General features: G+C 57.4%; 16 protein-coding genes, 1 pseudogene and 1 riboswitch. Of the genes and pseudogenes, 9 read left to right on the forward strand and 8 right to left on the reverse strand.

Going from position 1 to position 23,604, the window contains the following annotated elements; translation table 11 throughout:
* The gene (locus C8N45_RS11570) at window positions 1-1,179 is read right to left on the reverse strand and encodes an aminotransferase class I/II-fold pyridoxal phosphate-dependent enzyme (RefSeq protein ID WP_108386560.1); all 1,179 of its coding nucleotides are present in this window, start codon (window positions 1,177-1,179) and stop codon (window positions 1-3) included.
* Between the two features lie 135 nt (window positions 1,180-1,314).
* Window positions 1,315-2,646, reverse strand: a complete 1,332-nt coding sequence (locus C8N45_RS11575; RefSeq protein WP_108386422.1) for an amidase — start codon at window positions 2,644-2,646, stop codon at window positions 1,315-1,317.
* An 82-nt stretch (window positions 2,647-2,728) separates the two neighbouring features.
* On the opposite strand from C8N45_RS11575, the gene C8N45_RS11580 reads away from it, so the two are divergent.
* A complete protein-coding gene (locus tag C8N45_RS11580; RefSeq protein ID WP_108386423.1) occupies window positions 2,729-3,940 on the forward strand; it encodes a UbiH/UbiF/VisC/COQ6 family ubiquinone biosynthesis hydroxylase in 1,212 nt (403 codons plus the stop codon).
* 284 nt (window positions 3,941-4,224) lie between these two features.
* On the opposite strand, the gene C8N45_RS11585 is transcribed toward C8N45_RS11580, so the two are convergent.
* Entirely contained in the window at window positions 4,225-5,607 is a 1,383-nt protein-coding gene (locus C8N45_RS11585) for a methyl-accepting chemotaxis protein (protein ID WP_108386424.1), read from the reverse strand.
* Window positions 5,608-5,726: 119 nt separating this feature from the next.
* Window positions 5,727-8,300 (reverse strand): HWE histidine kinase domain-containing protein, encoded by a 2,574-nt coding sequence (locus C8N45_RS11590; RefSeq protein ID WP_108386425.1) that lies wholly within the window; start codon window positions 8,298-8,300, stop codon window positions 5,727-5,729.
* 390 nt (window positions 8,301-8,690) lie between these two features.
* On the opposite strand from C8N45_RS11590, the gene C8N45_RS11595 reads away from it, so the two are divergent.
* The 3 genes and pseudogenes from C8N45_RS11595 (at window position 8,691) to C8N45_RS24245 (ending at window position 10,658) form a co-directional block, all read left to right on the forward strand.
* Entirely contained in the window at window positions 8,691-9,848 is a 1,158-nt protein-coding gene (locus tag C8N45_RS11595) for a hypothetical protein (protein WP_133175974.1), read from the forward strand.
* Window positions 9,849-10,026: 178 nt separating this feature from the next.
* Window positions 10,027-10,419 (forward strand): annotated as a pseudogene (locus C8N45_RS11600) (ATP-binding cassette domain-containing protein); the annotation flags it as partial.
* Window positions 10,410-10,658 (forward strand): hypothetical protein, encoded by a 249-nt coding sequence (locus C8N45_RS24245; protein ID WP_511259878.1) that lies wholly within the window; start codon window positions 10,410-10,412, stop codon window positions 10,656-10,658. The pseudogene C8N45_RS11600 and the gene C8N45_RS24245, both read left to right, overlap by 10 nt.
* On the opposite strand, the gene C8N45_RS11605 is transcribed toward C8N45_RS24245, so the two are convergent.
* Window positions 10,655-11,416, reverse strand: coding sequence for a DUF2793 domain-containing protein (locus tag C8N45_RS11605; RefSeq protein ID WP_108386428.1), 762 nt, complete (start codon window positions 11,414-11,416; stop codon window positions 10,655-10,657). The two genes, C8N45_RS24245 and C8N45_RS11605, sit on opposite strands and share 4 nt — an antisense overlap.
* A 165-nt stretch (window positions 11,417-11,581) precedes the next feature.
* Between C8N45_RS11605 and gmd the strand changes: the two genes are divergently transcribed.
* From gmd to C8N45_RS11625, 4 genes are all read left to right on the forward strand, one after another.
* Entirely contained in the window at window positions 11,582-12,700 is a 1,119-nt protein-coding gene (gene gmd, locus C8N45_RS11610) for a GDP-mannose 4,6-dehydratase (RefSeq protein ID WP_108386429.1), read from the forward strand.
* Window positions 12,701-12,702: 2 nt separating this feature from the next.
* On the forward strand, window positions 12,703-13,668 hold the full coding sequence (locus C8N45_RS11615) for a GDP-L-fucose synthase family protein (protein WP_108386430.1): 966 nt from the start codon (window positions 12,703-12,705) through the stop codon (window positions 13,666-13,668).
* Between the two features lie 12 nt (window positions 13,669-13,680).
* Window positions 13,681-15,093 carry a mannose-1-phosphate guanylyltransferase/mannose-6-phosphate isomerase gene (locus C8N45_RS11620; RefSeq protein WP_108386431.1) on the forward strand — a complete coding sequence of 471 codons (1,413 nt, stop codon included), beginning with the start codon at window positions 13,681-13,683 and terminating at the stop codon, window positions 15,091-15,093.
* 129 nt (window positions 15,094-15,222) lie between these two features.
* Window positions 15,223-17,295: a M10 family metallopeptidase gene (locus C8N45_RS11625; protein WP_168769462.1), complete on the forward strand. Its 2,073-nt coding sequence runs from the start codon at window positions 15,223-15,225 to the stop codon at window positions 17,293-17,295.
* Here the strand turns inward: C8N45_RS11625 and C8N45_RS11630 are convergent.
* A complete protein-coding gene (locus tag C8N45_RS11630; protein ID WP_108386433.1) occupies window positions 17,292-18,671 on the reverse strand; it encodes a phosphomannomutase in 1,380 nt (459 codons plus the stop codon). The genes C8N45_RS11625 and C8N45_RS11630 overlap by 4 nt on opposite strands.
* A gap of 119 nt (window positions 18,672-18,790) precedes the next feature.
* Here C8N45_RS11630 and C8N45_RS11635 point away from each other — a divergent pair, with 119 nt between their 5' ends.
* Window positions 18,791-21,052, forward strand: coding sequence for a calcium-binding protein (locus C8N45_RS11635; RefSeq protein WP_108386434.1), 2,262 nt, complete (start codon window positions 18,791-18,793; stop codon window positions 21,050-21,052).
* Window positions 21,053-21,057: 5 nt separating this feature from the next.
* Here the strand turns inward: C8N45_RS11635 and C8N45_RS11640 are convergent, their stop codons facing one another.
* Together C8N45_RS11640 and aroC are read right to left on the reverse strand one after the other, a co-directional pair.
* The gene (locus C8N45_RS11640) at window positions 21,058-22,176 is read right to left on the reverse strand and encodes a polysaccharide biosynthesis/export family protein (protein WP_108386435.1); all 1,119 of its coding nucleotides are present in this window, start codon (window positions 22,174-22,176) and stop codon (window positions 21,058-21,060) included.
* A gap of 101 nt (window positions 22,177-22,277) precedes the next feature.
* Window positions 22,278-23,381: a chorismate synthase gene (gene aroC / locus C8N45_RS11645; RefSeq protein ID WP_108386436.1), complete on the reverse strand. Its 1,104-nt coding sequence runs from the start codon at window positions 23,379-23,381 to the stop codon at window positions 22,278-22,280.
* Between the two features lie 89 nt (window positions 23,382-23,470).
* A riboswitch (TPP riboswitch) is annotated at window positions 23,471-23,570 on the forward strand.
* Window positions 23,571-23,604 lie beyond the last annotated feature (34 nt).

The following is a 23,604-nucleotide window of genomic DNA, read 5'->3' on the forward strand; positions in this document are numbered from 1 at the left end:
TCAGCCGTACAAACAGTCACGGATCAGGGTCAGACCGCGCTGCATTTCTTGTGTTGGGGCCACCAGAGCGACCCGGATATATTTGGCTCCGGGGTTTTCCCCGTTCACCTCTTGACTCAGATAAGCACCGGGCAAGGTCCGCACACCAGTTTCCTGCCACAGCTTCAGTGCGGCAGCTTCACCATCATCGACCGGCAGCCACAAAAAGAACCCCGCCTGCGGGGATTGATAGCCATTGATGTGGCCCAAAATGTCGTCGGCGATCTGATACTTGCGATTGTAGAGCGCGCGGTTTTCGACGACATGCCCTTCGTCGGCCCACACCTTTGTCGCTACCGCCTGCAACGGGCCGGGCAAGGGCGCACCGGCAAAGGCGCGCAACTGCCGCATCCGCATGATAGATTTTGCGCCTCCCGCCGCAAAGCCGCAGCGCAGGCCCGGAAGGTTTGACCGTTTGGAAAGCGACTGGAAAATCACAACCCTGTCCGGATCGGCCCCCATGTCCGTTGCAACCTGCAAGGCACCGGGGGGCGGCGTGTCACGGTAGATTTCTGAATAGCATTCGTCGGCGAATATCTTGAAATCATGGGTTTCAGCCAGAGTGATCGTCCGGCGCCAGTAGTCTTCATCGGCCACTGCACCCTGCGGATTGGCCGGCGAACAGACATAGGCACAGGCCGTGCGCGCCAGCGTCTCGGGCGGCAGCGCTTCAAAATCAGGAAGATGGCCGGAGGCTTCGGTAGCAGGCACATAGATAGGTTCGGCCCCGACGGACAAAGCGGCAACGCCGTAGACCGGATAAAACGGATTGGGGGTCAGCACGACGGGTTGCTCGCCATTCTTTGTCTCGGGGCACAGGGCCATCGCCGCATTATACAGCCCTTCGCGGGTGCCGTTGAGCGCCAGAATTTGATCGTTTGGCACATCCAAACCGTACCGACGCTTGAGAAACCCACCCATCGCCGACAGCAGATCAGCCTGCCCTTCGTTACTGGGGTAGCTGTTGAAGCCCGCCAGATTGTCCGCAAGGATATCGCCCACAAAAGCGGGAAACGCATGGCGCGGCTCGCCAATCGTCATATTGATCACGTCCGACGCCTGACTTGGCACGTCCAATAACGCACGCAAGCGCGGCCACGTCGCAACCGGGAGGTTCGAAAACCGCTCGGGAAAATCCATAACTGCCTCAATACGCGGGATCATTTCGCCCCGCTTTTGTCCAAACTAGCCCGAGCACCGCCGCCCTGTCCAGAAGAAGGGACACAGGGGGCGCATTTTGTGGCTTTTTGGTCAGGCGGCTATGGGGCTGCCGGTTTACGCGCGCAACGCATCCGCGGCGGCTGCACAAATCCGCAGCAACGCCGCCTCTCCGCCCGCCTTCCCGTTGAACATGATCCCGCATGACGGCGTGTCTGTGGGCAGCGTGACGCTGCAGGTGCCCATCATGTTGGCCACGCGGGTATTGCGCAGGGCCAGCAGGTTTTCCGTCTTATAATATGCGTCATCATCCAGAAGCCGCTGCGCATGGGGGGGTAAAATCGGGGCCGTGGCCATGATAACCGCGTCAAAACCCGCAGTTTCTTTCGCATATTGGGCGCGCACATCATGCAGCAGTTGCCAGGCGGCAACAAAATCCGGCCCTGACACCTCTTTGCCCCCGCGCACCCGCTCAAGGATCTGCGGAAACATCTTTTCTGGATGTGCTTCAACCAGTTCGCGCCACCAGCCATAACTGTCGGCAGCATAAAGGGCACCTGCGACGTTAAAAGCGTCGTGCATACGCGGGAATTCACGGCGATGGGTCGTGGCGCCTGCGGCCTCCAGCTTGGCCACGGCCTTTTCAAAAGCGGAGCCGGGCGCATCGCGGACCTCATCCGACACGATGGTTTCGAGGATCATAAACCGCAGCCCCGCCAAGCTACCGCCAGCAAGATCGGTTGGCTTGTTCCCTTCCAGCGCGCCCAACAACAGCGATGCATCCTCAACCGAGCGGCACAGCGGCCCAACCGTATCAAAGGTCAGACATAGCGGCACGACCCCTTCAAGCGAAACGCGGCCATGGGTGGTTTTGAGGCCGACAAGGTCGTTCCACGCCGCCGGAATGCGCACCGACCCGCCCGTATCAGAACCTATTCCGGCTGCCGCCAACCCAAACGCGACCGACGCCGCAGCGCCAGACGATGAGCCGCCCGCAACAGCATCGGTGTCATTGACACAAGGCGGGGTCGCCGTGATCGGGTTCAATCCCAAACCGGAAAAGGCGATTTCCGACAAGTGGGTTTTGCCCAGACAAACCAGCCCGGCAGCGGTTGCGTTTTCCAGAACCTTTGCATCGCGGTCGGGGATGCGGCCCGCCATCAGTGCTGTGCCTGCCTCAGTCGCGATCCCGGCTGTGTCAAAAAGGTCTTTCCATGAAATCGGGACCCCGTCCAACGGCCCGCGACGAAAACCAGACTGCGCTCGTGTTGCGGCGGCGGCGGCCTCGGCGCGGGCGCGCTCATGGGTCACGCGCGCATAAATGCGGTCGCGGAATTCGTGCGCATCGATGGCGTCCAAATAGGTATCCGTCAGCGCAACAGGGTCAATCGTGCCCGCAGCAATCGCGCTGCCCAGATCCGCCGCCGTCATCCATCGCCAGTCTTGCATGTGATTATTCTCCATCGTTTGGCGAAACGGTAGCGGCCAAGAGGCGCATGGACAATCCCATCTTGCTACGCATATTTGGCGCATGGAGACTCAAATCATCATTGTTGGCGGCGGCCTGAATGGCCCTGCCCTTGCTTTGGCCGCAGCTCAGGCCGGATTTCATGTGACACTCATTGATCGTTTGCCGATCGACACCCGGACCGACCCCGCGTTTGACGGGCGCAGCTATGCTTTGGCGCTGGCCTCCAAGCGCCTGCTGCAAGGCATTGCGGTTTGGGATCAAGTCGCCGCGCAGGCGCAGCCGATGCTGGAAATCAAAGTCACCGATGGCCGTGCAGGTCAGGGGCCAAGCCCGTGGATGATGCATTTCGACCATGCCGAAATCGAAGAGGGCCCGATGGGCTTCATGGTCGAAGACAGGCACTTGCGCCGCGCCATGCTGGATGCTGTCGCCGCAGATGATCGGATCACCCATCTGGCGGGCGAAACTGTTGTCAGTCAATCCGTTACCGCCGCTGGCGTGACTGTAACGCTTGGTTCGGGCGGGACAGTCAGCGGGCAATTGGTCGTTGGCTCTGACGGGCGCAACAGCGAAACCGCCGCGCGTGCGGGCATCAAGCGGACCGGGTGGGACTACGGGCAGACCGCCGTGGTCTGCGCGCTGGAACACGAGCAGCCCCATCACGGCATCGCGCATCAATTCTTTATGCCGCATGGTCCGCTTGCGATCCTGCCACTGACCGGCAACCGCTGTTCCATCGTATGGAGCGAAAGCAGCGCCCGTGCCGCTGAACTGGCCGCGATGTCAGATGCCGATTTCTTAAGTGCCCTGAGGCCCGCCTTTGGCAGCTTCCTTGGGCAGATTGGCCTTGTCGGCGCGCGCTTTACCTATCCGCTGGGCCTGTCATTGACCACTGATCTGATCGCGGACCGCGTGGCGTTGGTGGGTGATGCGGCGCACGGGCTGCACCCGATTGCGGGCCAGGGATTGAACGCCGGGCTGCGCGATGTGGCCGCATTGATTGATGTTCTGACGCAAGCACGTGCGCGCGGCGAAGATATCGGCAGCCGCCAGACCCTTGAACGTTACCAACAATGGCGCAGGATCGAGATCGCGACGCTGGCCATAGCCACAGATACTTTCAACATACTGTTTTCAAACGATAATCCCCTGTTGCGTGCAGCACGTGACATCGGGATGGGCGTGATCAATGCAGCGCCCCAGCTGAAACGGGGGTTCATACGGCAGGCCGCCGGGCTGTCCGGCGAACTGCCGTCGCTGATGCGAGGCTAACCCGCCTGAAAAGGCAATTGCCGAAGTAAGATGCTTGTCGCCCGACAGGTGCCTGTCCGTGCTGCGCTCTTCCGCCGCAGCACGACAGCATTATCTCGGCCAATCTCACACCCAAAGCACGGCGGGTTGGGGCCCTGCCCCCGGATAGAACCAAATTTCCAAGATCTCCGTTTTCCCCGCTTGGTCACGCCATGCACGCATCTTTGCTACCGTTTGGGAGGCACCAATCGGCTCACAGTCGCAAAGTTTCCGTACAGGCCCATGCAAATTAGCAAATACTGGTGTCAGAAATCTGCCCACGCCTCATGTCTGGCAAACACCTTCTTACGCAAGACTAGCAGCGGCAGTTGCGGGGCGGGTTTGGGCGGCTTGGGCAACGTGCCGAGCGTGCTTTTGACAGGCGCGATTTTGGAGGCAACCGACCCTGTGCCCGCGGCCCCGCCCCCTGCATTCAGAACCAACAGATTTGTCTGGCGTGAAATGTCGGACATAGCTTCGGTGATTTTCGTAATCATTTTTAACGAATCCTCGCCCGCGTCAATTGTGTTGATCGTGTTGGCGCCCATTTTTGCGCGCTCTGCCGAAAGTTTCACGCTTGCTGTCAGGTCTTCCAGCGCAGCCACGGTCTGTTCAAGCGGAGTGGCCTGCCCTGCTGTCGGCGCAGTTGCCCCGCCGTGCAGCGGGCGTTTGATCCATCGCCCGACCGCGATGCTGATTGCACCGGACAGGAGCAGCGCCACCACCCCCAAGGCGGGTATGGCGAAGAGCATCTGGCGGGCCAACGCACGCCCTCGAAGGCCAAGTTCATTCTGTTGGTCCACAATATCATGGGCCGGGTTGTCCGGAATGTCGCGCATCTGCGCGGCGGTCCAGATGCGTGATCGGTCACGCAGGGTCACATACTGCAAAAGCGCGCCGCGCATATCAGCCGCCGCGCCTTGCAGCGCATCAATTTCGGCAAATGCTGTATCAACCAGCGCAATCGCCTCATTTTCCCAGCCGTATATGCCGCCCCTTGCCAAGCCAGACTTTGCCATGGTCAAGGATGTGGCAGCACTTTGAAAAGCACTTGCGGCGGCCTGATATTGCGCCTCATCGGCTGCGCTGAAATATGCATCAACATGCATATGGGCAAGCAACAGCGCCTCGGTCGCTTGTGACTGGCGGCGCAGGACCGAGACGCTGCCGTTTCCGGCGGCCAACTGGCCAAGGGCCGTCAAGCTGGCGCGCGTATCCTCGCTCAAATGCGACAATGCATCATGCGCCAGCGCCGCATCTGCGCGCGCTTCACTGATCGTCTGAAAATCATGGCCGTAGGCCGCTGCTAGCTGCACAATCCGGTCCGCCACAGCAATACCGGCCGCATCTGACTGTGTGTCACGATAGTTTTCGGCCGCGCGTCGCAGGGCGGCAAACCGGCTGTTTCCCACGTCCTTTGCCGCGTCTGTGGGGACGTCACGATATGCAAATGCAGCGGTGCGTGCCTGTAACAGACCATCCGCCAAACCATTGATCGCAAGCGTTTGTTTGGACGCTTCGCGATAACTTTGGTAGTTTTGGCCCACGGCTGCAACCGCGCAATAGGCCAGCAGACCCAACACCAAAACGAGCAGGGTCATCGCCAGAAAAGCAAGGTTTACACGCGTGGCAATTGAAAAGCGCGTCACTGTCAGGCCCCAAAGAGGTCGGTTCCTACTCTGTCTATGGCCTCCCCGTTAACAATCGCTAAACTACGATTCCGCGCTCGGCCTGAACCCGCCGACCATATTTCCAACCGCAAACGGGGTTAATCCTCTGCCGGTGCAAGCAAGCCCATGACCGCCCGGCGCAATTCCCACGTACTCACCGGCTTGCTAAAGACCTCCCGCTGGGCCAGCGACGCAGGCAAGTTGACTTGATCCCCATAACCCGTGACGAAAGCGAACGGGATGTCACTTTCCTGAAGCTCTTGCGCAAAGGGAAGCGATGTTACCTCTGGCCCGAGGTAGATGTCGAGCAAGACAGCATCCGGCGTGTCCCACTCCATCATTGATTTGGCTTGTTTGACGTCGGCCGCGATTTCAATATTCGCAAATCCAAGATTGCGCAGGACTGATTTCATATCGATGGCAATCATGAAATTGTCCTCAACAATCAAAATCTGTTTTTGGGAAATTGGCGCGGTCACTCTGTCTAATTTCGCCTGAGGCAACCGGGTTGGATCGGGGTCAGACACTGACGGCAGCTTGGTTCCCAGCGGTTTCAATATCCTGTTGGGCAGGAATAAGCGTGCAAAAACACCTTCGGGACGGAAATCAAGCTCGGACTCGCCACCAAGTTCGTAGGGCACAGCCTGTTTGATCAATGTCGTACCAAAGCCCTGATTTGTGGGCAACTGTACTGGCGGACCACCGGATTCTTTCCAAGTGATGTCAAGACCGGAATCAACAGGTTCAAGGTTGATCTCAACAACGCCTTTGGCGAAAGTTAGCGCGCCATATTTGGCAGAGTTGGTCAGCAACTCATGTACAACCAGCGCAAAAAGGGGGGCCGCTTCGGCAGAGATTTCCAGATCAGCACCTGTAATCCGGACATTGTTCTTGAAATCGTCGGAAAGGTATGGCGCCGCCTCGACCTGCAAGAGCCGTGAAATTGGCACAGCAGAGACAGCAGCACCCGACCCGATGTCATGAGCGGCAGCCAATGCCTGAATCCGGGCCTCCAATGCTGACGAATAGCTTTCGAGCGAACCGTAATGAAACCGCGCCTGACGAGAGACTGAGCGCACAAGTGAAAGGATATTCCGGACCCTGTGGTTGAGTTCATCAATCATTAATGCCTGCTTGCGATTCATCGCATTCATCAAAGAATGGCGATCCGCCGTCGCCAGCAGGCCCCAAAGCTGCTCAGCAATGCGCATGTCGCGGACAGTCCATGGGGCCGATCTGTCTTCAACAGTTTGCAGATACAGCGCGAATGAATTGCGCGGATGCAGAATAGCTTTATCACCGACAAGGTCGATTCCCTTTTGCGGCTCGCCCGCCCATGAGATCTGCTTGGTTGTTGGCCGCCGAAAGACAAGGATCGCCCGGTCATCAAGGAAAGGCGTGATCAGGCACCCGGCCAATCCATTCAGATCGGCCTTCAGCGCAGGGAATGTTTCGCCCAAGTTGTCATAGGTACGCATCTTGCCGCGCGCGGCATATGCAATCTCCAGCAAATGCCTTTGGGCAACCTCATTGGGAACGTCCCCATAACTGGACGTGAAATCCGGCGACATCAAGACAGTGCCGTCAGCGTCAAACGCTGTCAGGATGTGCGGTGCAAAGCGCGTCAGGCTCTCGTCAAGCGAGTTGCCAAGGTCGATCGCATTTTCAAGGTCGGCTTTGACCTGTTCCAGCTCTCGCCCGAATGCCAATTGGGCTTCTTGCAGCAAAGTAACCGTGCGGGTGGCTATGATTGGCTGAAACGTCCGCAGAATTGTACGGTGGTCCACGTCAGGTATCTTGGGACTATAGTGGTGAAATGAAATGATGCCCCAAAGCCTGTCTTCGATCACAATCGACAGAGTCATCGTCGCCTGGGTTCCCATATTTCTAAGGTATTCGAGGTGTACAGGCGACACACCACGCAGTTGCGCATAGGTGATATCCAGGGGCGGCAGATCATCGCTGGCGGCCTTGATCAGCACAATTTCCTGATCAACATCTGCTATGAATCTTATCGGGGCAACCTTCATTATTTCGCGCACTTGCTTTGGAATATCCCAACTGGGGAAACGCAGACCCAAAAAGGGCTCAAGTCTGCTGCGCCGGGCTTCTGCAAGCACTTCGCCATTAAAGTCGGAATCAAATTTGTAGGCCATGACCCTGTCGTACTGGGTCATATGCCGCAACAGTTCAACGGCCTGTTGGAACAGTGCGGTTTCGCTCTTGGCGTTCTGAATATGATCCATCATGACGGCGAGGTTCGACGTGAAGTTTGCGGACAACCCGCTTTCGCCTTCTTCTCGCTCGATTTCGACAATCACGTCGGTCTGACTGGGCAAAGCATTGAATGCATATCGGGTGCCCGCAATATCAAATACACCGACCAAGTCGCGCTTTGACTGCGCCCCCAGCATGGAAAGCGAGTTTGTCACCCCGTGCCAGACTTGCGGTCCAAAAATATCTCGCAGTTTCTTTCCAAAAAAGCCGCCTTTGATATGGGGTAACAGCTCTGACAGATTTTCACTGGCGTAACGGATCAATCCGGTGTTCTGGTCAAAGGCCAGAAGATATCCAATCGGCTGGATACAACCAGCCAGATGAACCTGTTCGCTTTCGCAGGTCGCCAGCGCCGCTGCAAAATCCGCACTAGTAGGTTTGTTCTCGTGTCCCATGTTTGCCCCAACTGCGCGGGACACTTCCCCACATCTTCACCCACAATCAAAAATACTACCACTGGGGCAACGGATAATCCTTAAGTTGTGAAGCTGATGTTTGGTGCAGTACCTTGAGTCAAATCGTCCCAATTCTCTTGAGACACGGTCGTTTGACACGACGAAAGTCGGCATCGCGATGCCTAAGTCATTACAATTGCTATGATCTGGTGCACCAAAACACCGATAAATGATGTATTTCTTCGCCCCGGCGCCGCTGCAACTCACGCATTACCGGGCGGGAGTTACCTTTTGTTAATCTGCGATTGACGCACCCACATTCGGGTCAGGCGATGTTTTTAAAGTGTGAAGTGTCCTGTGAAATCCTTTTTGGGCAATCTGAAGGCGTCTTTGACGCGCTCAGATTCTGCGCGAGACACGCAGGCGTCAGCCTCGAACAAACAAGCCGCCGACCACGGTCAAGGCAAATACAAGGCCGATCAGGCAGATCCGGTCGATTCATCAAGCATCTCTGGCGAAGGGACACTGTTGGTGGCGCTCGCCGTTCTGTCAGGGCTGATAAAAGCTGACGAGACACAAGCAGGCCCGGTCGAAAGTGCAGTCACACCGCCTTCGACAACTGCCCGCTCCAACGGATCAACCCCGCCAGCCAGCGCCGTGCGTGCAACACGGCAGCAAAATGCGATCCAACCGCAGTCGGACAACGATGCCCTTCGTCCGGCACCGGACAACCTACCGAAATTTACCGAGCGTCTTATCGCTGGTACCACAGACGCCGCTGAAACTGCCATCAAAAGCCCTGAAGTGGCAGTGCCAGACATTGATGAAGCCACCGCACCGCAGACCTTGACCGTGACGCCAAAAGAAGCGGTCGCTCAGGGTAATGAAACAAAAGAAAATATCCGGAGTTCTGACACCCCGACAGAAAATGACCCGACCATTGCGTCCGAACTTCCGACAGAGCAATCCGCCCCGATTGCGCCAACTGAAACGCCGCAGGACAACCCGGAGCCGCAAAACACTACGCCCAGACAGGCCAGTGTTGCCAGCGGCGGGGCCGTTGCGGAAAATGCCGCCGATGGCACGGTAGTGGCCGCACTCACCGCCACCGATGCGGATGCCCTGCTACTTGTGGCTGTTGTCGGCATCCATCTGGTTGTCGGGCTCATCAGCTATCCCAAGATCACGCGGGCCTCGCAGGATTTGGCTGGCCTGCGTCCGGAATGCTTACGCCTCCAGAAGGAAACTATCAGCCAGCGCGATCAGATTGTGCAACGGGATCTCGGTCGGGTTTGGGCGGCAAGGATTGCCCCCAGTATGCAGGAATTGTGCAGAGCACGCGGCAGTCTAGAGCAGGTCTGGCGAACACTTAACAGTCTGATCACCGTGATGTCGCCCCTTGCCATCGGTGGCGTGATTGTCGTCGGGGCGACGCGGGTGGTGGCTGATAAAATGTCAGGGGGGTTTCCTGATTGTTTGCATGGTTGTCTCAACCCGGCTGCTCGGTCCTGTACAACAAGCACTTGTTCTTGCCGTTCGCGCACCTGAGCTGACCAATATGTTCAGGCAAGTCGGCACAACGACGCAAATCACTTCGGGAGATTCACCCAAGCCGCAAAATGCGCCTCATCTTGAAGACAGCACCGTCACGGCCCCCGATATCACGCTTGATAGTCTTGTCTTGCGTTAACCACGCGCTGTCACACCTGCCTTCAAGGGTGTCAGCCTTCGCTTCAAAGGGGGCAGCCTGACATGTATCACCGGTCCGTCAGGCGCAGGCAAATCGTCCCTGCTGCGGGTCATTATGGGGCACTACCGGCCCCAAAACGGGATCGTGCTTGTCGGCAACGACAACATCGAACAATTCAGTTCACAACGCAAAACAGACGTCATCGGCTACCTTGGGCACCGTGCGCTGCAAATCCACGGGACGATTGCACAAAACCTGCTGCTGACACGCCCCGAAGCGACACAAACAGAAATTGAAGCCATTTGTGACGAGGTCGGCCTTATGGAGACCATTTCCCGGCTACCCGAGGGCTTTCAAACCCGCCTGGATCAGCTGTTTCGTTTCCGCTGCTCACCTACGACTTCACCCGCTTCGGCGACATCACTGTAATAGTCGAGCGGATTTCGCCCACCAGTTTTGTCAAGGATAACGGCGACACCGTGTTTCGCGTGCGACTGTCATTGTCTGATGACAGTATGGACCCGGAAGGTATGCCCATGCAGAACGCCCATCCCACCTCTCCGGGCATGACGGTTGTTGCAGACATCAAGTCCGAACGCCGGACGGTCCTGTCGTTCCTTCTCAAATCCGTTCACGTCATATCCGACCGCGCCATGACAGAAGCCTAGAACAGGTCCTGCCAGATCGTGCCATCAAAGCAGCGCAGTTTGTTCGTCGTGTTGTCAAAATAGATGTCACCCGCCGCAGCGTTGGGCGGTGTTGCACTTGGTGTTACACCCAACAAATCACCGATCTGTACCTTGGCCGTTGCAGCATCGATAAGCAACGCAGTCGCAAATGTGGTTCCGTCGCCCGAGACTTTGATGCTGAAATCATCACTTCCGGCAAGCCCCATTTCAGCGCGTCCGGAAAACCCGCTTTGATAAACAAGTGATGCCGTATCTGCCAAGGTGGCCTTGTTGACCTTAAGCTGATGACCCGTCCCCTCATGACTAAGCAGTGTTGCATCGCTGGCAACGCTCAGCCGGTTTGTCGAATCCGCGGTTGTATTGACACCCACACCGGCCAGATTGTTCAGATCATTCTGGTACTGTGCTGCCCATTGACCATCTGTAAAAACATGCAGCCCGTTGCTGGCACGGACCCAAGCCAGCCAGCCATCGCGAGGCGTCACAAACAACCAGCCACCGCCACGCCATGTGGCGACCCTATCATCCTGTCCCGACCATTGCCCTGTGGCCGCGGCCCCCACCCCCCACGCCTGCCCTTCGGTTGCACCAACCGGTGGCGCTGTCACATCAATGTTTTCCAGAGTGAGTTGCACGATCATATCCAGCAACTCAATCGCTTCATTGTGGGTGACGTGCTTTTGCGCCTGTGCGGGCAAAATGAAGGGCAAAGACAAGTTGGGCGTCTGATCTGGCATGGCGTTTCACCTTCCGGGGCGTAAATGAACATCGCTCGCAGTATTGCGCCAGATTCATCAATGAAACACTGCCGCACCGTACGGTGGTTAACCCAAACTTAATCCAACTGAGCCACCAACAGGGTTAAGGGCAGCTTAACGTGCGTAGCGAAAAGGAAATGACGGATGAAGACAGCACTGATTACCGGTGTAACGGGGCAAGACGGATCGTATCTGGCAGAGTTCTTGCTGGAAAAAGGCTATCAGGTCCATGGCATCAAGCGTCGCGCATCACAACTGAACACAGACCGGATTGATCATATCTACCAAGGTACGCAAACCGAACACGCCCGTTTCAGGCTGCACTACGGCGATTTGACTGATAGCTCCAACCTTACCCGGATCATCGCGCAAATTGCGCCTGATGAAATCTACAATCTGGGGGCACAGTCCCATGTTGCTGTCAGTTTTGAAGCCCCCGAATATACCGCCGATGTGGATGCATTAGGCACATTACGCCTGCTTGAGGCGATCCGTTTTCTGGGGCTCGAAAAAAAGACGCGATTCTATCAAGCGTCGACGTCCGAGCTTTATGGTCAGGTACAACAAAGCCCGCAGTCGGAGATGACTCCGTTCCATCCGCGCAGCCCTTACGCAGTTGCCAAGATGTTCGCCTATTGGACATGTGTAAACTATCGCGAAGCCTACGGTATGTTTGCCTGCAACGGAATTCTGTTCAACCACGAAAGCCCACGCCGGGGTGAAACCTTTGTTACGCGCAAGATAACCCGTGGTCTGGCAAACATCGCCATGGGCCTCAGCGATTGCCTGTATTTGGGCAATATCGACGCCAAACGCGACTGGGGCCACGCCAAAGACTATGTCGAAATGCAATGGCTGATGCTCCAACAGGACATACCGGAGGATTACGTCATAGCGACAGGTGTGCAGCACTCCGTACGCGAATTCGTTATGTGGGCCGCCGCCGAATTAGGTGTCTCACTCAGGTTTTCAGGACAGGGCCCACATGAAATCGCAACGGTCAAGGCGATCACAAGTGACCGGGCAGGCCATGTAAAGGTTGGTGACGTTATTATGCGCATCGACCCGCGGTACTACCGGCCAGCCGAAGTTGAAACACTGTTGGGCGACGCATCCAAAGCCAAAGAAAAGCTGAACTGGTACCCGAAAACGACGGCCCATGAAATGTGCCGTGAAATGGTCGCAGCCGACCTTCAGGAAGCGGAACGTCATGCGCTCCTGAAACGTCACGGGCTGGCCCTGCCCATGCGGATTGATGCTTGACGATGCGTATCTACGTTGCCGGACACAACGGAATGGTTGGTCAGGCCATTTGTCGTGCCCTGATCGCGCATGGCCAGCACGACCTGATTACCGCAGATCGCGAACAGCTTGATTTGCGCGATCAGGCCGCAGTACAGGCATTTTTCAAGGCAGAGCGACCGGATTCTGTTATCCTTGCTGCCGCAAAGGTTGGCGGCATCGCGGCAAATAGCGCTTATCCAGCGGATTTTCTGTACGACAATCTGATGATTGAGGCGAACGTCATTCGGGCCGCATTTGAAACCGGCGTCGGACGTCTTTTGCAGCTTGGGTCATCATGCATCTATCCGCGTGACGCCCCGCAACCCATCAACGAAGAGTACCTTTTGACAGGCCCGCTTGAGCCGACGAATGCGCCCTATGCGCTGGCAAAGATCGCAGGCATCAAACTGTGCGAAAGCTTCAACCGGCAGCACGGTACGGACTATCGGTCTGTGATGCCGACCAATCTTTATGGTCCCGGAGACAACTTCCACCCAGAGAACGCCCATGTCTTGCCGGCACTTATCGCACGGTTCCATGATGCGACCAGAACACACGCACCGGAGGTCAAGATCTGGGGGTCTGGCAGGCCACTGCGGGAATTCTTGCATGTTGACGATATGGCCACGGCCTGTCTGTTCGTTTTAGACCTCACGCCCGATATATATGGCAGTGCGACATCACCCACCCGCAGCCATCTCAACGTTGGCTCCGGACAAGAAATCAGCATTGTAGCACTTGCCGAACTTACTGCAGAGGTAACTGGCTATACGGGGTGCATCACTTTTGATCCCGCAAGGCCCGATGGCACACCCCGCAAACTATTGGATGTTACGCGCCTGACCGACCTGGGTTGGGTCGCGGGAATACCGTTGCGTGACGGGATCGTTTCAACTTATGACTGGTACAAGCGCCAGCTTTTTTCTGGCGAGATACGACAGAAATAGGAATTATAAGTGATGATTACGCCTGTTTTGCTTTGTGGCGGTTCCGGAACGCGACTTTGGCCGCTGTCACGCAAAAGCTATCCAAAACAATTCTCCCCGCTCACCGGCGAGGAAAGCCTGTTTCAGGCCAGCGCACGGCGCTTGAATGGTGAAGGTTATGATGATCCCGTGGTCGTGACCGCTGATCCCTTTCGCTTTATTGTCGTCCAGCAATTGGCGGCCACAGGGATCACCCCCGATGCCGTCCTGATCGAGCCAGAAGGGCGCGACACCGCACCCGCGATCCTGTCAGCGGCGCTGCATGTGGCCAGGACCGCACCTGATGGACTGATGCTGGTGGCCCCTTCTGACCATGTTATCCCCGACACGGACGCATTTGCGCAAAGCGTGGCAGCGGCTGTACCTGCTGCACAGGCAGGCCAGTTGGTGACATTTGGCATTGCCCCCGACAGGCCCGAAACCGGCTACGGCTATCTGGAACTTGACGCCGCTTTGACGGACGATATTGCACCAACGCCCCTGCGATCATTCGTCGAGAAACCCGATGCCGCGCAAGCGGCAAAGCTTATCGCCACTGGCCGCCATTTGTGGAACGCGGGCATCTTTTTGTTCAGAGCCGATACCATCATTGCTGCGTTTCAGGAAAAAACGCCCGACTTGTTGACGGCCGTAAAGGCCGCCGTCGATGAAGCGCGGGCCGATCTGGGCTTTCTGCGCCTCGCTCCTGAACCATGGGCAAAGGCAGAAGCGATTTCTATCGACTATGCGGTCATGGAAAAGGCCAAAAATCTCAGTGTTGTGCCTTATCGCGGCAAATGGTCAGACCTTGGTGATTGGGCGGCTGTCTGGCGGGAAACGGCGCAGGACGGGATGTCACTCTCTGGTCCGGCCACTGCGATTGACTGCACCAACACGTTGCTGCGGTCCGAGGTTGCCGAACAAACGGTCGTCGGCATCGGATTGGACAATATCGTTGCAATCGCAATGCCTGACGCCGTACTCATCAGTCACAAGGACCGGGCGCAAGACGTGAAACAAGCGGTGCAGGTTCTCAAGACGAAACAGGCCCCACAGGCCGAAAGCTTTCCCAAGGATCACCGTCCGTGGGGGTGGTTTGAAAGCCTTGTGATCGGCAACCGGTTTCAGGTGAAACGCATTGTCGTGAACCCCGGTGCAGCATTGTCATTGCAATCACACCATCACCGGTCCGAACATTGGATCGTGGTCGAGGGTACCGCCAAGGTGACTGTAGACGAGGACGTGAAACTGGTCACGGAAAACCAGTCTGTCTATATCCCGCTTGGTGCCACACACAGAATGGAAAACCCCGGCAAGGTGCCGATGGTTTTGATCGAGGTCCAGACCGGCAGTTACCTCGGTGAAGATGACATCATTCGTTATGAAGATGTTTACTCAAGAGAATAGAAACTTAGGAAAATCAGCCGGAATAGAACAGATTTGACCGCCAGCCTGCAGTAAATTTGGCGCTCTGGGGCCATAATGTCGCCCTACCCCAATCAACACACGGATTGTGTTTTTGATGGGGGTCATCCAATGTCTGATATTCCGGCGAACGCCGCAACAACTGCAACACTTGGCTTTGACAGGGCCGTTTCCGGTCGTCTGGATTACTCTGGCGACCGCGACTGGTTTCGCATCGATGTCGCCGCGGGGGACTGGGTGAAAGTGACCCAACGCGCTGCGGGCAGTGACCCTCTCGAGGATTCGATGATCAGGGTCTATGACGCCGATGGGCGTCTGATTACCGCAGATGACGAGTTGAACACATCCACCTCAAACACCGATGGCGCAGTCACTTTTGGCGGTGGCGCCGGCGGCACATATTTCATCGAGGCCGCGTCATACAGAAACTATTACAGCGGCGACTACAAATTGAGCGCCGATCTTGTCAATGCGCCAAGCGGCAACCCGGTCGAGGCCCTTGATAGCGGCACACAGCGCAGCGACAGCAACATCACTGTTCACTTCGTCACTGGTGGGCAGCGCGCTAAATTCGGATATCTGACCGGCGACACCCAAGACGACATTCGCTCGGAAGGCTGGAGCAGTTACGAAAAATCCCGCTTTATGTCCGCCCTTGATACGATCACGGCCGTGACCAACCTGACCTTTACGCAAACTACGGACAAGAACGCAGATTTTCAGGTGGTTCTGGACACGAACGAACTGAACAATTCTGGTCTGCTCGGGTATTTCTATCTGCCGTCAGGGACCCGCGCGAGTGTCGGGGTATTTAACGGTAACGGACTGGGCTGGGATGACTATGCCGGCGGCGGGCTGGAAGCAGGTGGTTTGGGCTTTTCAACAATCGTGCACGAGGTCCTGCATGGGCTTGGCCTGACGCATCCCCACGATTCCGATGCTGCGATTCCTGGTGTAGACACACCATTTCGGGACTTGGGTGCAAATGGCCTGAATCAAGGCATTTTTACTGCCATGACCTATAACAGCGGCTATGCCGACCAGCCAACCTATAGCAACCGCAGCGGCTACGAATCCGGGCCGATGGCGCTGGATATTGCGGCGCTGCAAGATTTGTACGGTGCAAACACCAGCACGGCGACAGGCAATAACACCTATGTCTTGCCCGATCTTGGCGATACCTATCGCTGGCAGGCGATCTGGGATGCAGGCGGGAATGACACCATGCGCTATGACGGCGCGCGCGACAGTATCATTGATCTGCGCGCTGCCAGCCTGACCTATGACATCGGAGGCGGCGGGTTTGTGTCTCATGCCGGCGGGATCACCGGCGGGTTCACAATTGCAAATGGCGTCACAATCGAAAATGCGGTTGGCGGCATCGGTGATGACCGATTGATCGGCAATAGCGCTGCGAACACCCTGTCCGGCGGCGCTGGCGATGACGACCTGCGCGGTGGCGCGGGCAATGACACGTTGAACGGAGGTGCGGACAATGATCGCTTGTCGGGCGGTACCGGTCGCGACACGATTGATGCAGGATCAGGCAACGATGTGGCCAGCGGCGGAGCCCAAGACGATCTGATCATCGGCGGCGCTGGCAACGATCAACTGACCGGTAATTCGGGCGATGATGTTATTTCTGCCGCGAGCGGGGCGAATACCATTCTTGGCAGAGGCGGGGCAGATAGGCTGACAGGTGGAACCGGTCAGGACAGGATCGAGGGCGGCAGCGGTGCCGATGTGATTGACGGACAAGGTGCGGACGACACCGTGATTGGTGGTCGTGGAGATGACACGATCGATGGCGGCGACGGCGACGACGTGATCAAGGGAGGCATGGGTGCGGACTTGCTTATTGGCGGTCTGGGTGCTGACAGGTTCGTCTTTGATTTCGTGACTGACAGCGCACCCAATAGTGCCCTGCGCGATGCAATCAGCGACTTTGCGCAGGGTCAGGACAAGATCGACCTATCTGCTATTGACGCCGATCGCTCCGCCGTTGGGGATCAGCTTTTCGTCTTCGTCGGCACTGATGCATTTGATGCCGCAGGCCAACTGCGGCTGGACGAACAGGCCGGTGACACCATCGTACAGCTTGACCGCGACGGCGACGGCTTCGCCGACATGGAGGTTTTGATTACGGGCATCACCGGCCTGACCAGCGAAGATTTCATCCTCTAAGGCGCCGCAAAAACATTGCGCAATGCGGCCAATCCCTTTTGCAGCATTTCATCTGCAATCGCCTCACTTTCAGCCTCTATGTAAAGCCGGAATTCGGGCGCATTGCCAGAGGGCCGCAGATGAACAATGCGGTCATTTTCCAGCGTCATGCGTAACCCGTCCAAGCTATCCAGCCCCGCCTCTGCGGCACTGAATGTCTGCAAGAAGGCCGCGCGTTTTTCAGCATCCTTGGCCAACGCGTTCACATAAGCGCCCGAACTTTCGCTCGCAATCCCTTGCAGTCGGTCTGCGGCGGTAAACCGGGGAGGCTGATCCTTGACCAATGCGCTGACGGTGCGCCCGCGCGCGGATGCCAGACAGCACAAGATGGGCAAGACCGCATCCCTTGTCATCAGCTTGGCGATTGGCCCGGTCGGGCCTGCGGCATCAAAACCCAAAAGAAATCCGCCATTTGCCTCGTAACCGACGGTGTCATCATCCGCCGCTTGCATCTCGGCTATCACATAGGGCGACCCGATTTTGGTCCGCATGACAGTCGTGAAAGCTCCTGACTTCTCAACCCCGCTGTTGGATGAAATTGGAGTCACAACTGTCGTTGCCCCCAACATCGCCGCCGTGATCTGACCCAACACATCGCCAACCACGATGCGCCCATCCTCGTCAGCGACAAGCGGGCGATCACCGTCAGCATCGGTCGAAATGATCGCGTCGGTTTGATGTACGCGCGCCCACTCCATCATCTGCTGTCGAATGGTGGGGTCCACTGCCTCTGTGTCGACGGGAATGAATGTATCGGACCAGCCCAGAACGATCACCTTGGCACCCAGCCGTTCCAGCAAGCTCTGCATCAACTCACGGCCCACGGCGCTATGAGCATAAAGACCGATGCGCGTGCCAGTCAGGGCACCCGCGAAAGCAGCTTGATAGCGGTCAATATAGTGCTGCGCGACATGTTCGTTCTGCGCAAACTGGCCATGCCGGGCGGTCGCACTCACCGCCCCTTTTGCAGCGACAATAGCCGCTTCATCATCTTTGGTGATTTCGCCCGAGGGCGTGTAAAACTTTAATCCGTTGCGATCTGCCGGAATGTGACTGCCTGTCACCATCAAGGCCGCAGCCCCGGAAGACATCGCCGCAAGCGCAAGTGCTGGTGTTGGCACCGGACCACAGGCGGTCACGTCAACGCCTTGGATCTTTGCGGCCTGTGCCACCATATTTGCAATATCCGGCGACGAGGCCCGCAAATCATGCCCCACGAACAGGCCGGTGCCCATATCGCAGGATGCCACAAAAGCGTTGATATAGTCGGTGATGCAATCGGCCGTCAGCTCTGTCACCAAACCACGCAAACCACTTGTGCCAAACTTCGGTGCCATCTTCACCCTTTCCCCGGTTGTCAGATCATTCCTAGCAAAGCCGCCCCGATAGATACAACGTTAACCACGACCATACTTGGTTAACTTCTCTGTCCTAGGTTGCGGGTGGAGGGGCAATTATGCCGTCATTGATTGCAGTGGACTATATCACCGACGGGGTGGAACTAGGCCATTCGCGCATTACAGATCTGGATATTCTCGACAATAACGGCACGCCGTTATTGATCAGTTCAACGCGTTATGACGGCCTGTTGGAAAGCTGGGATATTGCAACAGGCACACTGGCCAGGATTGACAGTTTCGCCTTTGGCGGCGTCGGGCAGGCCGGGGTCACACCATCACCAACCGATCTCGAAATTGCGGGAAATCCGGGCCTGTTCAGTGGCGGTGGGGTGGGCGGTGATCTGCAAACGCTACGGCTGAATGCCAATGGGACTTTTGGCGCTGTCACGCTGCTGACCAGCCTGCCCCACGCCATGGCCAGTTTTCAATCTGGTATCACGGTTGCGTTGCCTGATGGGTCTCAAGCCATTTTTGGCAGTCTGGCAGAGGAGGCCGGCATAACCCGCCTGACATTCAGTGCAGCAGGCATCCTGACCAACACCCAGACGTTCCTGACGGCACCGACAAGTGCCGTATCCGCCCTTGGTGCCGCAGTCGTTGATGGGCAGCAATTCCTGTTCAGCGCAAATCCCGACCTGAATGCCGTCATTAGTTGGGAAGTTGATGCCAGCGGCGGGATTTTGGTCGCCGACCAGCTTGATGGCGCCGATGGGCTTTATATTGCAAGCCCCAGCGTGATGCAGACCGTGGTGCTTGGTGGGGCGACCTATCTGATCCTCGGGGCGAGCGGCAGCAACAGCATCAGCGTGATCGAAGTTGCCCCCGATGGCAGCCTGACCACACGCGACCACGTCCTTGACGGTCTTGACACACGTTTTGCCAGTGTCCTGTCGCTTGAGGTTATGACCCATGATGGCCGCACCTATGTGGTCGCCGCCGGTTCCGACGATGGGCTGTCTGTCTTTATGCTGCTGGAAGGGGGCCGCCTTATCCCGCAGGCCAGCATCGCCGACACGACCAGTATCGGTCTGGACAATATCAGCGCCATCGCGATGCGCGGACGTGGTGAGGGGTTGGATATTTTTGCAGCCAGCAGCAGCGAACCGGGGCTCACCCAGCTGCGGCTGGAAACCGGACCGCTTGGCGCCACGCGAACGGCCATCCTCGCGGGCGGGTTACTGGCCGGCACGACAGGCAATGACATCTTACAGGGCCACGATGGTGAGGACGTGATCACTGGCAGTGCAGGTGACGATATTATCCGTGACGGCGGCGGCAATGACACGCTGACCGGCGGTGCGGGAAAGGACATTTTCATTTTGTCCCGCGATGGGACGACGGATGTGATTTCCGATTTCACGGCGGGTGAGGATGTGCTTGATCTCGCATTATGGCCCTTTTTGCGCGATATCAGCCAACTGACTTTTTCGCTGCGGTCCTATGGGATGGATGTGGCCTACGGGGATGAACGACTGATCGTTTACAGTTCTGATGGGGAATTCATCGACTACCGGTTGCTTGATGATATTGATGTGATTGGTGTCGGCGGCAGGATTGGCACAACGATTGAACCGGGCTACCCCGGCCCGGACACCCCGCCCCCTGACCTGAACCCCGCCGCAAACACGCCGATCCCTCCGGAACCGGGAGAGTTGTTCGACATTCTGGCGATCATTGGCGTCGCAAGCGGGAGCAATTTCAGCCACTTGCGGAATGCGGCGGGTGGCAGCCCACTGAAAGGGCGCTGGACCGACATCACATCGCTTGACGGCACTGATCGGGGAGACCAGATCACCGGAACCGTTGGAAATGATATGATCAGCGGCGGCGATGGGGCTGATATTCTGGTGGGGGGTGCGGGTCATGATATCGTAGCCGGCGGAAACGGTGCCGACGTCATCATGGGTGGCAGTGGGCGTGACACACTCAACGGCGGGAACGATGGTGATCTGATGATCGGCGGCAACGACGAAGACGTGCTGATCGGTGGTTCAGGCCGTGACCAACTTTACGGCGGCGAAGACGATGACCAACTGGATGGCGGACGTGGTGATGACATGCTGTGGGGTGAAGGAGGCGCGGACGAGTTTATCTTCAGTGGTGGCAGCGATGTCTTTGTTGATTACGTGCAAGGGTTGGATTCGATCACTCTTGGCAGGGAAATCTGGACCGGCCTGACCTCGGTCGAGGATGTGTTGTTTCTGTACGGATCATACGGCGGCACGCGCGCAACAATTGATCTGGGCGACGGCAATATCCTGCAAGTGGAAGGCGTGACAGACTACGCGACCTTTGCGCAGGACATCGCCCTGTTTTAGCAACGCTACTGTGTCACCGTGGAAATAGTGTTGAACACATTCAACAGCGTGAACGCAGGCCCAAGCACGCTTTCGGTGCCATAGACCAGATCGTCGGGCTGAATGCGGAATTGTGCCGCCGAGAACAGCCCGTCAGCAGAGGTCAGGTCAAGCGTGAACACCACACGTTCCTGCGGCGGCCCTGCCCCATCCTCGCGCACGGTCAAGCTGTCATATTCGCGCAGAATCAAAATGCCTTCGGGGTTGGCGCGGCCCGGATTGACCCCGCCCACAATCGCCATCGCATCAAGCGCGGTCACTTCCTCTGTTGGGAACGGATGGATCGCCTGACTGCCGGTCGTGCCGAGCGACAAAAAGGTCCGCTTGTCTTCTTCGACAAAAATGCGGTCGCCCCCACGGACAGTCGTATCAAGCGACGGGTTTTCCAACAGGCGGCTGTAGGCAATGCCGTAGACGTCTTTGCCACGCGACAGCCGCACCATCGGATTGACCAAGGTAGAGGGCACACTGCCTGCCTCGGACAACAGATCCAACAACTTGGTGTTGCGCGAACCCAGCGGATATATCCCCGGTGCCGCGACCCCGGTCACGACATTGACCGTATTCACCCGGCCCGGCAGCAAGTTCAGTTGGACTTGCGCAGACGGAATCGTCAGGTTCAACTGTTCTTCGATGCGCGCGCGCGCCGTGTTGCTGGACATGCCAGACACTTTCAATTCGCCAATGTAGGGCACAAAAATGCGACCGGCAGAGCTGACCTCGATCTCCTGCAATTGCGTCACGCGCTGGCCGGCACCCGCCAGCAATGAATTCTCTTCCGCGTCCCAAACCGTCAATTGCAGCTTGTCACCGGGCGAAATCAACAGCGCCGTTTCGGGTTGGGTGTCACTGACCCACCGATAACGCTGCTTGTCCTTGTCCGGCCATGACTGCAATTGCGGCAATGTTGCCTTTGTCACTTCAAAAACTGCGAAGTCATAGACCTGTTCAACGCTGCCGTCATCCTGACGGACCGACGACGCAGCCAGCACTTCCGACTGGAAACCGGCACCGCGTGGTATCCCGCAACTGGCCAAACTTGAAACACAGGCAAATGCCAGAAGATTACGGAATAGCGGCAGCATGATTCCCCTTTCAAGAGATGTCGCACACTATCAAGGAGTTGCGGGCAGCAACAACCTGTTTCCCCGTGGCGCAGAGCGACATGTGGCAAGACGCAGTCGTGCTATCCGATTTGGCCGCGCACGCCACCTGTCTGGCCCCGATCCAGCAACAGATGGTCAAGGATCACGCAGGCCATCATCGCTTCGCCCACAGGCACCGCACGAATCCCGACGCAAGGGTCATGTCGTCCCTTGGTAATCACCTCGGTCGCGGACCCGTCCATGCGAATCGACTTGCGCGGTGACAGGATGGAGGACGTTGGCTTTACCGCAAAACGCACGACGATATCCTGCCCTGTGCTGATGCCGCCAAGGATGCCACCCGCGTGGTTGGATGAATATTCAGGGCCGCCCTGCCCCATGAAAATTTCGTCCGCGTTGTCGCGACCGGTCAGGGCAGCCGCCGCCATGCCTTCGCCAATTTCCACACCTTTGACCGCATTGATCGACATCATGGCCGCCGCAAGATCAGTATCCAACTTGGCGTAGACCGGCGCACCGATCCCTGCCGGGACGCCGCGCGCCACAACTTCGATAATTGCGCCGACAGAGTTGTGATCGTCCTTGCGCAGCCACGCCAGATAGTCATTCCATTCGGCAGCGGCACCCGCATCGGGACAGAAAAAATCATTCTTGTCGATCTGCGACCAGTCCATCTTGGATCGGTCAATCTGCTTGGCACCCATCTGGGTCATGTAGCCCCTGATCTGGACATTGGGCGCGATGGTCTTGATCGCCTCGCGCGCCACGCCGCCCGCCGCAACACGGGCCGCCGTTTCGCGAGCCGAGGACCGCCCGCCACCGCGATAGTCGCGCAGGCCATATTTCTGATGATAGGTAATGTCAGCATGACCGGGGCGGAATGTATTGGCGATATCGCCGTAATCCTTTGACCGCTGGTCGGTGTTGCGGATCATCAACTGAATGGGCGTGCCGGTTGTATGCCCCTCGAACACGCCCGACAGGATTTCCACGGCATCAGCTTCTTGCCGTTGGGTCGTGTTTTTGTTCAGCCCCGGACGGCGCTTGTCCATCCACTGCTGAATCATCGGGGCCTCCAACGCCACACCGGGAGGGCAGCCATCAACGGTCGCGCCCAAGGCCGGCCCGTGGCTTTCACCCCATGTGGTGAACCTGAAGAGATGGCCAAAACTATTGATAGACATGCGCGCCCCCTTTTGCAGAGGGGTCTAGCGGGGGTGGCAATCAGGCTCAAGCGGTTTCCCTTGCCAAGCGCGCCGTTCCGTCCTACCTAAGCCGTACCTCGGGGGGCCAAAACTGGCTGAGATTGCGCAAGCTGACCCGTTGAACCTGAACCGGTTAAGACCGGCGGAGGGAAGGTCAGGCAATTCCGCTTAGCCCCCAATCCGCCCGTCGCATTTGGAGGAT

Source organism: Yoonia sediminilitoris, from assembly GCF_003058085.1.
Classification (GTDB): Bacteria; Pseudomonadota; Alphaproteobacteria; order Rhodobacterales; family Rhodobacteraceae; genus Yoonia; species Yoonia sediminilitoris.

Bases quoted from the DNA above. Each gene is read 5' to 3' on its own strand.
- C8N45_RS11620 (WP_108386431.1), top strand. From the start codon at position 13,681: ATGATTACGCCTGTTTTGCTTTGTGGCGGTTCCGGAACGCGACTTTGG.
- C8N45_RS11590 (WP_108386425.1), bottom strand. From the start codon at position 8,300: ATGGGACACGAGAACAAACCTACTAGTGCGGATTTTGCAGCGGCGCTG.
- C8N45_RS11630 (WP_108386433.1), bottom strand. From the start codon at position 18,671: ATGGCACCGAAGTTTGGCACAAGTGGTTTGCGTGGTTTGGTGACAGAG.
- C8N45_RS11640 (WP_108386435.1), bottom strand. From the start codon at position 22,176: ATGCTGCCGCTATTCCGTAATCTTCTGGCATTTGCCTGTGTTTCAAGT.
- C8N45_RS11575 (WP_108386422.1), bottom strand. From the start codon at position 2,646: ATGCAAGACTGGCGATGGATGACGGCGGCGGATCTGGGCAGCGCGATT.
- C8N45_RS11605 (WP_108386428.1), bottom strand. From the start codon at position 11,416: ATGCCAGATCAGACGCCCAACTTGTCTTTGCCCTTCATTTTGCCCGCA.
- C8N45_RS11580 (WP_108386423.1), top strand. From the start codon at position 2,729: ATGGAGACTCAAATCATCATTGTTGGCGGCGGCCTGAATGGCCCTGCC.
- C8N45_RS11635 (WP_108386434.1), top strand. From the start codon at position 18,791: ATGCCGTCATTGATTGCAGTGGACTATATCACCGACGGGGTGGAACTA.
- aroC (WP_108386436.1), bottom strand. From the start codon at position 23,381: ATGTCTATCAATAGTTTTGGCCATCTCTTCAGGTTCACCACATGGGGT.
- C8N45_RS11615 (WP_108386430.1), top strand. From the start codon at position 12,703: ATGCGTATCTACGTTGCCGGACACAACGGAATGGTTGGTCAGGCCATT.
- gmd (WP_108386429.1), top strand. From the start codon at position 11,582: ATGAAGACAGCACTGATTACCGGTGTAACGGGGCAAGACGGATCGTAT.
- C8N45_RS11625 (WP_168769462.1), top strand. From the start codon at position 15,223: ATGTCTGATATTCCGGCGAACGCCGCAACAACTGCAACACTTGGCTTT.
- C8N45_RS11570 (WP_108386560.1), bottom strand. From the start codon at position 1,179: ATGGATTTTCCCGAGCGGTTTTCGAACCTCCCGGTTGCGACGTGGCCG.